The organism is Propionivibrio sp., assembly GCF_017995515.1.
In the GTDB taxonomy this organism is placed as follows: domain Bacteria; phylum Pseudomonadota; class Gammaproteobacteria; order Burkholderiales; family Rhodocyclaceae; genus Propionivibrio.
Genome location: NZ_JAGOIT010000126.1, coordinates 1 through 8,759 on the forward strand (window position 1 = coordinate 1; position 8,759 = coordinate 8,759).

6 protein-coding genes are annotated in these 8,759 nt (G+C 65.1%); 4 read left to right on the forward strand and 2 right to left on the reverse strand.

Annotated elements, in window-relative coordinates; genetic code table 11:
* Positions 1-125: 125 nt before the first annotated feature.
* Together KBA32_RS15260 and KBA32_RS15265 are read right to left on the reverse strand one after the other, a co-directional pair.
* Complete coding sequence (locus KBA32_RS15260) at positions 126-2,033, reverse strand: EAL domain-containing protein (protein WP_294360661.1); 1,908 nt, start codon at positions 2,031-2,033, stop codon at positions 126-128.
* Between the two features lie 18 nt (positions 2,034-2,051).
* Positions 2,052-2,792 carry a transglutaminase-like cysteine peptidase gene (locus KBA32_RS15265; protein ID WP_294360664.1) on the reverse strand — a complete coding sequence of 247 codons (741 nt, stop codon included), beginning with the start codon at positions 2,790-2,792 and terminating at the stop codon, positions 2,052-2,054.
* Between the two features lie 459 nt (positions 2,793-3,251).
* Here KBA32_RS15265 and KBA32_RS15270 point away from each other — a divergent pair, with 459 nt between their 5' ends.
* The 4 genes from KBA32_RS15270 to KBA32_RS15285 form a co-directional block, all read left to right on the forward strand.
* Positions 3,252-5,183, forward strand: a complete 1,932-nt coding sequence (locus KBA32_RS15270) for a TolC family outer membrane protein (RefSeq protein WP_294360667.1) — start codon at positions 3,252-3,254, stop codon at positions 5,181-5,183.
* Between the two features lie 83 nt (positions 5,184-5,266).
* Positions 5,267-6,778, forward strand: a complete 1,512-nt coding sequence (gene ilvA, locus KBA32_RS15275; protein WP_294360670.1) for a threonine ammonia-lyase, biosynthetic — start codon at positions 5,267-5,269, stop codon at positions 6,776-6,778.
* A gap of 229 nt (positions 6,779-7,007) precedes the next feature.
* The gene (locus tag KBA32_RS15280; RefSeq protein ID WP_294360673.1) at positions 7,008-8,144 is read left to right on the forward strand and encodes a MalY/PatB family protein; all 1,137 of its coding nucleotides are present in this window, start codon (positions 7,008-7,010) and stop codon (positions 8,142-8,144) included.
* Positions 8,145-8,292: 148 nt separating this feature from the next.
* On the forward strand, positions 8,293-8,759 hold a 467-nt coding region (locus tag KBA32_RS15285), incomplete at its 3' end, for a CHASE domain-containing protein (RefSeq protein ID WP_294360676.1).

Here is an 8,759-nt window from a genome sequence, read left to right on the forward strand (position 1 = left end):
CGCTGCTCAACGACAACGCCGTGATCCAGGATCTGCTGAAGAACAACCGCCTGGTTGTCGACTGAGTCCTGGCATCGTCCCGGGCGGCAGGACGGAGCCCCGTCATGCCGCCCGAGTGCTACCCGTTATGCCAGCACCGGGCCGGTGACACCGTCGAAACCGACCGACTTTAATGTATCCATCTCGCCTTGGCTGGCAACCCCCTCGGCCATCACCTGCAAGCCGATGGTGTGCGCGATGCCGCACAGACCTTTCAGGAAGGCGGTATTTCCGGAGTTGCTGTCGAGTCCGCGGACGAAGCTCGAATCGACCTTCAGGAAGTCGAGTCCGAGATCGTGCAGCTGACCGATCTGGCTGAAGTGGTGGCCGAAGTGTTCGAGGCCGATACGGCAGCCGATCGACTTGAGGTCGATGCAGAGTGCGCGGAACTCGGACAGGTGCTTGAGCGCGCCGCTTTCCGCAATCTCCAGCCAGAGGCGTGATACGTGGGTGGCTTCTGCGGCGAGCAGGGCGCGCAGTTCGCTGCGGAAAACCGGATCGGCCGCCGAACTGGCGGAAAGGTTGATCGCCAGTCCCGAGAGTTCCGGGTGGTTCGCCAGTTCGCGCAAGCCGAGCCTGACCGCGGCCAGATCGAGCCGGGATGTCAGGCGCAGGCGTTCGGCGATGGGCAGGAAGTGCCCGGCCGGTAACCACTCGCCATCCTCTTCGAACTTCAGGCGCAGCGGACACTCGCAGTGCGTGAGGAGGCCGCTGAAGTCGACAACCGGGAAGGAGGTCAGCCGTACCCACTCGTTGTCGAGCGCGCGCTGGATCATTTGTTCCCATTGCCTGGCGGTGCGCGGTTGGGCCTCGCGGCCGTCCGGAGTGGCTTCGCGGATCGCATCGATGCCCTCGGCTTCGGCGCCGGCCAGGGCGCTGTCTACGCGCGCGAGCACGGAGCCGAGATCCATGCCGAGGCCGAAACGTCCGAGGCCGATGGCGGCGGTCCGTCCTTCAACGAATGGCGCTGCGATTTCGGCAAGCCGTTCGAGGAGCTTGCCGGCCGCGCCGCGACCGCTGGCTTCGCCCGGCAGCATGACGGCGAAATCGGCGCCGTTTAGGCGTGCAGCGATGCCCTCGGGCGCGAGCCTGGCGCAAAGCCGGATGGCGTCAGCGGCGCGCTTGAGGTAATCGTCGGTTGCTTCGCGCCCCAGCCGTCGATTGATGCCGGCGAGGTCTGTCAGGCGGATCAGGAGCAGGCTGCCGTCGGTCGCGCTTTCACCCTCGAGCACCTGGCGCAGGCAGGCGAGAAAGTGGCCGCGATTGGCGAGTCCGGTGAGCGTATCGAAGTTGGCATCCCGACGCACCTGTTCAAGGCGTGCCGCCTCCTCGGCGAACATCGCCTTGAGCCGCGCGACGGTCGCGTTCATCGCCGATGCCAGTTGTCGGAGTTCCGGCACCTCCGGTTCCGCGATCGTTACGAAGCGTCGTTCGGAGATGGCGGCCGCCTGATCGATGACCGTCTGCAGTGGCTTGCGCAGACGACGCAGGATCAGGGACGCAAGGAAGCCACCGATCAGGCAGGCAAGCGCGAGCGCGATGACCTGCTGCACGACGTTGTTCCAGAGCGCGCCGTAGGCGAAGCGACTGCTGCTGATCAGGGTAATCGTGCCGAACTGCTTCCAGCCGTCGCTGATCTGAGCTTGGCCCGGCATTGCCCGAATCGGCAGTATGCGGGCAAACCACTCGGGGGCGCCCAATTCACCCGCTTCGGCTGCGCGTTCGACGATGGTCCGATCGGACGGGTCGGTGACGCGGATCAGGCGGTAGTGCCCGCTGTCGAAGAGCGCGCTGACCGTCAGTTCGACGGAAACCGGGTCCGGCTCGCCCTGGCTGAGCGAGAGGGCGAGTGCCGTCGCGTTATCGGAATTCTTGAGCGTTAGTTGCGATTCAAGATACGCGCGCGCGCCCAGCATCGAGGCGAACAGGCTCCCTGCCAGGGCGAGCAGCATGGCAGAGATGATTGCGAGCCAGAGTTGGCGATACATGGACATGGTCGGTTTCCTTCTTCTCTATCTATCCGTTATCGACGCGTCACCGTCGGCGGCGATTCGCCGTAGTACATCTTCCCAGCGCGACAGGCGGCCTATGCCGCCTTCAGTGGCTTTGTCCTTGCCCGATACCCCGGCGAAAATGCCGGCGCTGTTGAAGCTGAAGATCGGTTTCAGATCGGCGCGTTTTGCCGCCGGCAATATTCTTGGTTCGAGATTGTCGAGCAGCAGCGGCTCGGCGCTCGGCGTCGCGTAGTAGGCGAGCACCATGTGCGCGACCCGGATCGGTCCGTCGGCGGTCTCCAATGTGGCCTTGACGTAGATCAGGCGCAGCTTGTCGCTGGCGATGCCTGCATGGCGCAGCGAGACGTACTTGATGATGGCGAAGTCCTCGCAATCGCCACGCCCCATGCCGAGGGTCTCAAGCGGTGTTGCCCAATAGTCGCTCTGCTCCCAGACCGAGCGATCGTCCTCGAAGGCGATGTGGCGGTTGATGAAATCGTTGATGCGCTGGAGTTTTTCCGCCTCGCGCAAGTCGCGCGCCGCGGCGTTGCTTTGCCGCCAGCGATCGAGCAGCGCGCCGCGCTCAGCGCCGAACCTCGCGATGAACTGCGCGTGTAACTGTGCCGTATCGACGGCCATCGCGAGCATCGTGCTGGCCAATAGCAGTCCGCAGGCGGCAGCGCAGCCCGCGATAACTCGCCGCGTCGTCACTGCAAGTGACGGGCGTAGACGCAGCAGCGAGAGAAGAAAAGACGGCATCGGCGAATGGGAGGGCGCGGACTACAGGATTGTTGACCCTGAAAAACTCAGAGTCTGTGAAAAAACTCAAATCCCACCGCAGAGGCACGGAGGCGCGGAGGAAACGCAGAGGAAGAACACCGTTTCCAAAGGTTTTCCCTGCGAAAACTCTGCGTCTCTGTGACTCTGTGGTAGGTATTTCTGCATTTGTTCACAACCTCTCAGTTCTTTACCGCAAAGGCGCAAAGAAAATCAAAGCGCTATGCGACCAGCACCTGTCTTCCATCGCTACCCACAGGGTGAATGGTCAAGTACGACCCACCTGTTGTTTCCTTTGCGGTGAGATTTTCAGGTTGACTGTTAACAAGTGTAATCGCTGTGCATTAGTTCACGCTGGGTGCGCGCGCGATTACGTATAATTCCGCCTCTTTCTCAATAGCTTACGCGTGTTCTACGCGTGCAAAGGAATCTACGGAAAAGATGTCCCGACTAGCCAGCCCCCGCATTGCCCTTTTGATCGCCGCCCTGTTTTCGACCGCTCTTGCCGCGCAGGAGCCGCCTGCTGTCGCGTCGTCCGGCTTTGAATTGCCGGAGTCGACCGCTCGCTCGCTGAAGGAGGCGGCGCAGCTCGCCGTGCTCAAGAGCCCGGAAGTGCTCTCGCGCTGGCACGCCTTCCGCGAGGCGGAGGAGGAGGTTGGCGTCGCGCGCGGAGGGTTTCTGCCCAAGGTCGATCTTTCGGCCGGCAGCGGGCAGCAGAAGCGGGTGCAGTCCGACCTCGACATCGATCAGTCGTACAGCGGCAACGAGAGCACGCTGAGCCTCAGGCAGATGCTTTTCGACGGCTTTGCCACGTCGAATGAAGTCAAGCGCCTCGGCCGCGCCAAGCTGGTGCGTTACTTTGAACTGCTCGACGCCTCGGAGAACATCGCGCTCGAAGCGGCACGCGCGCATCTGGACGTGCAGCGCTACCGTGCTCAGGTCGCGCTCGCCGAGGACAACTACATCCAGCACCAGGCCGCACACGAACAACTCAAGAAACGCGCGCAGTCCGGCGTCGGCAAGCGCGTCGACGTCGATCAGGCGGCCAGCCGGCTGGCGCTCGCCGACGTGAATCTGACGACGGCCTATGCCAACCTGCACGATGTCACCGCACGCTATGTGCGCGTCGTCGGCCAGGCGCCGGGCAAGGACTTGCCGCCGGCGCCACCGCTTGCGCAGGCTTTCCCGGCCAACGCCGATGCGGCGCTGGGCATCGCACTGAAGAGCAATCCGGCCTTGCGCGCCAGCGTCGAGAACATCGAGGCGTCGCAGTACGACCTCGAGGCCCGACGTGCGGCGTTCATGCCCAAGTTCGACCTCGTCGCCCGCCGCGACGACTACAGCAACTACGAGGACGCCGGCTCGCGCGACGACACGCGCGTCGAAGTGCGCATGAACTTCAACCTGTTCAACGGCGGCTCCGACGCCGCGCGCAGCCGCCAGTACCGCGAGCGCAAGAACGTGGCGCTCGACCTGCGCGAAAAGGCCTGCCGCGACCTGCGCCAGACGCTGTCGATCGCCTACAACGAAACGCAGCGCCTGAACGACCAGCTCTCCTACATCGCGCTGCAGGTGGCGCTCGTCGAGAAGACACGCACTGCCTACCGCGATCAGTTCAACATCGGCCAGCGCACGCTGCTCGACCTCCTGAACACGCAAAACGAGTACTTCGACGCGCGTCGTTCTCAGGTCAATGCCGAAGCCGACCTGTCGATCGCCTATCTGCGCAGCTACGCCGGCATGGGCAACCTGCTCGAACGCCTCGGGCTCAAGCGCGTGGATGCCGACAACGCGCCGGCGGACGACGAGCTGACACCGGTTGACCTGGCGCAGATGTGCCCGCCGACGTTGCCCGTCGACACCGTGCTCGACCGCGACGCGCTCAATCGCAAGGCGCGCGAGATGCTCGACGGCAAGGGGGGCAACTTCCTCGGCGCCCGGTCGCCGGCGGCTGAGCCGGTTGTTGCTCCTGCGCCCGAATCCGTCAAGGAAGTGCGCCCGGCCGCGGCAGATACGGTCGAGTCGCAGATCGCCGCGCGCACCCGTGCCTGGGCGGCCGCCTGGGCGTCGCGCAAGGTCGGCGACTATATAGACTTCTACAGCGCCGACTTCATGCCGGAAGGCGATACCACCCGCGAGGACTGGGTGCGCCAGCGCGAACAGCGCATCGCCAAGGCGCAGCAGATCGGCGTCGAGATCCGTGATCCGCAGGTGATCAGCGAAGCGCCCGATTCGGCGATCGTCACCTTCCGCCAGCGCTACAGCGCCGACAGCTACGCCGATACGTCCGAAAAGACGCTCGAATGGCGCAAGGAAGGTGGCCAGTGGCGCATCGTGCGCGAGCAAGTACGTACCATTGCACAGGGACAGTAGGCGCACATACGGCCGGCGCATGCGCCGGCCGGCTCCGACAGGCTGCTAGAATCCCCGCTTTCCCCAGCGGATTCCGAGCGGCCATGCATCCCGATTACCTCGAAAAGATCCTCAACGCGCAGGTCTACGACGTCGCGGTGGAAACGCCGCTCGACGCCGCGCCCAACCTCTCGGCGCGTATCGGCAACACCATTCTCTTCAAGCGCGAGGACATGCAGCCGGTGTTCTCGTTCAAGCTGCGCGGCGCCTACAACAAGATCGCCCGGCTCTCGCCGGACAAGCTCAAGCGCGGCGTGATCTGCGCCTCGGCCGGCAACCATGCGCAGGGCGTCGCGTTGTCGGCGGCGAAGATCGGCTGCCGCGCGGTGATCGTCATGCCGACGACGACGCCGCAGATCAAGATCGACGCCGTGCAGAGCCGAGGTGGGGAAGTCGTGCTCGCCGGCGAGTCCTACGACGAGGCCTACGCGCACGCGCTTGAGCTGGAGAAGCGCGAGAAGCTGACCTTCGTCCATCCCTTCGACGATCCCGAGGTGATCGCCGGGCAGGGCACGATCGGCATGGAAATCCTGCGCCAGCACCCGAAGCCGATCGACGCCGTCTTCTGCGCCATCGGCGGCGGCGGGCTGATCTCCGGCGTCGCCGCCTACATCAAGCGCCTGCGCCCGGAGACGAAGATCATCGGCGTCGAGACGGTGGATGCCGACGCCATGGCCCAGTCGCTGGCCGCCGGCAAGCGCGTGCGCCTGAAACAGGTCGGCCTCTTCGCCGACGGCGCGGCGGTCAAGTACGTCGGCGAAGAGACCTTCCGCCTCTGCCAGCAGTACGTCGACGAGGTCGTCCGTGTCGATACCGACGCCGTCTGCGCGGCGATCAAGGACGTCTTCGAGGACACGCGCGCCGTGCTCGAACCGGCCGGCGCGCTGGCGGTGGCCGGCGCCAAGGCCTACGCTGCGCGCCATCGCCTGAAGAACCGGACGCTGGTGGCGGTCGCCTCCGGCGCCAACATGAACTTCGACCGCCTGCGCTTCGTCGCCGAACGCGCCGAGGTCGGCGAGCAGCGCGAGGCCGTGCTCGCCGTGACGCTGCCCGAACAGCCGGGCAGCTACAAGAAATTCCTGTCGCTGATCGGCTCACGCAACGTGACCGAGTTCAACTACCGCTTCAACGACCGGAAGCAGGCGCACGTCTTCGTCGGCGTGCAGGTCGCCTCGCGCGCCGAGTCGCTCAAGCTCGTCGAGCAACTGCGCAGAAGCGGCTACCCGACGCTCGATCTCACCGACGACGAGACGGCCAAGGGTCATATCCGGCACCTCGTCGGCGGGCACGCGCCGAATGTCGCGCACGAGCTCGTCTACCGCTTCGAATTCCCCGAGCGGCCGGGCGCGCTGATGAATTTCCTCTCGCGCATGAGCGCCGGCTGGAACATCAGCCTGTTCCATTACCGCAACCACGGCGCCGACTACGGCCGCGTGCTCGTCGGCATGCAGGTGCCGCCGGCCGAGAAAGCCGAGTTCCGGGCTTTCCTCAAGAACTTGGGCTACGCGCACTGGAACGAGACGGACAATCCAGCGTATCGACTGTTTCTGGCCTGACGCCCCATTGAACCCAAGAAACTCAATTCTTCACCGCAAAGGCGCAAAGATGCAAAGGTTCGCAAAGAAAATCAAAGCACTACGTGACGAGCGCGTGTCTTCCGTGGTCACTCACAGGGTGAATGATCAGGTACGATCAACCCGTCGTTTCCTTTGCGCTCTTTGCGCTCTTTGCGCCTTCGCGCCTTTGCGGTGAGGTTTCTGGTTGAAACAAGTGGAGGACGAGAACATGAGCCATCTGGACTTTGACCGTGTCGTCGATCGGCGCGGCAGCGATTCGATCAAGTGGAGCAAGTACGCGGGGCGCGACGTCATCCCGCTGTGGGTCGCCGACATGGACTTCGCGGCGCCGCCGGCGGTCCTCGACGCCCTGCATCGGCGCGTCGAACACGGCGTGCTCGGCTATGCCGCGCCGATGCCGTCGCTCGTCGAGGCGACGCTGGCCTATCTCGATACGAACTACGGCTGGAAGGTCGAGCCGGAATGGCTCGTTTGGCTCTCGGGCGTCGTCACCGGCCTCAACCTCGCCTGCCGCGTCGTCGATGGCGGCGTGATTACCGCCACGCCGGTCTATCCGCCCTTCCTCTCAGCGCCAAAGCTGTCCGGGCGCGAACTCACCAGCGTGCCGCTCAAGCTGACGGATGACGGCTGGCGCATGGACCTCGATGCGATGCAGGCGGCGCTGAAGCCCGATACGCGGCTGTGGCTGCTCTGCCACCCGCACAACCCGGTCGGCCGCGCCTGGTCGGACGAGGAGTTGCGTGCGTTCGCCGGCTTCTGCCGGCGCCACGACCTCATCGTCTGCTCGGACGAGATCCACTGCGATCTGATCCTCGACGCCGAGCGCCGGCACCTGCCGCTGGCCTGCGTGGACGACGAGATCGCGCGGCGAAGCATCACCCTGATGGCGCCGTCCAAGACCTTCAACATCCCCGGCCTCGCTTGCGCCTTCGCCGTGATTCCCGACGCGGCCTTGCGTCGGCGCTTCACCGGCGCTGCGCGCGGCATCGTGCCTGACGTGAACGTGCTCGGTTTCGTCGCTGCCGAAGCGGCCTTCCGCGAAGGCGCCGACTGGCATCGCGGCCTGATCGACACGCTGCGCCGCAATCGCGACCGCGTCGAAGCGGCGGTCGCCGCGATGCCCGGCCTTACGATGACGCACGTCGAGGCGACCTATCTCGCGTGGATCGACGCGCGCGGCCTCGGTGTCGACGATCCCGTCGCCTTCTTCGAGGCGGCCGGCGTTGGTTTGTCGAACGGCGCCGACTTCGGCCTGTCCGGCTGGGTGCGGCTGAATTTCGGCTGCCCGGGCGCAACGCTGGAAGCCGCGCTGCAACGCATGGAGCAAGCCTGCCGGCAGCGCTGAACGCCGGTTCCCATATGGCGGGATATCGGTTAGGCTCCGGGCCTGTCCTTTTTTCGCACACGGCGCGGATCGCACAACCGGTATGACCTCGGCGGAAGCATCTCCCTCCCCAAAGAGACGGCTGTGGCCCATCCTGGTCACCGTCGGCTTGCTCGGCGCGTTCGCGACGGCATGGGTGACGCGCGAGATCGCCACGAGCAGCAGCCAGCGCCTGGAACTCGCCTTCATCCGCGACGCCCGGCAACGCGCCGACCACGTGGTTGCCGCCTACGACCGGCCGCTCAAGCAATTTTCCGTCCTGCAACGGTTGTTTCACGCCGCGGGCGACGTCGGCTGGCCGCTTTTCCGCCACTTCGTCGAGCCGGTCGTCAAGCATGAAGGCGTTGCCGACTACGGCTGGGCGCCGCTCGTCACGCCGGCCGGACGCGAGCAGTTCGAATTCGATGCCCGGAAACTTTGGGGCGAGTCGTTCGCATTGCGCGAACCGGGCGCCGACGGCGATCCGCTTGCCGCGCAGAAACGCGAACGCTATTTCCCCTTGTTCTACAGCCTCGCCGCCGAGCACGACCGTTCGGCGCTCGGTCTCGATCTGCTGGCGCCGGCCAGGCATCTGGC

What these genes read in the sequence shown, in the direction of transcription:
- KBA32_RS15260 (WP_294360661.1), bottom strand. Translation starts at nt 2,033, where the DNA reads ATGTCCATGTATCGCCAACTCTGGCTCGCAATCATCTCTGCCATGCTG.
- KBA32_RS15265 (WP_294360664.1), bottom strand. Translation starts at nt 2,792, where the DNA reads ATGCCGTCTTTTCTTCTCTCGCTGCTGCGTCTACGCCCGTCACTTGCA.
- KBA32_RS15270 (WP_294360667.1), top strand. Translation starts at nt 3,252, where the DNA reads ATGTCCCGACTAGCCAGCCCCCGCATTGCCCTTTTGATCGCCGCCCTG.
- ilvA (WP_294360670.1), top strand. Translation starts at nt 5,267, where the DNA reads ATGCATCCCGATTACCTCGAAAAGATCCTCAACGCGCAGGTCTACGAC.
- KBA32_RS15280 (WP_294360673.1), top strand. Translation starts at nt 7,008, where the DNA reads ATGAGCCATCTGGACTTTGACCGTGTCGTCGATCGGCGCGGCAGCGAT.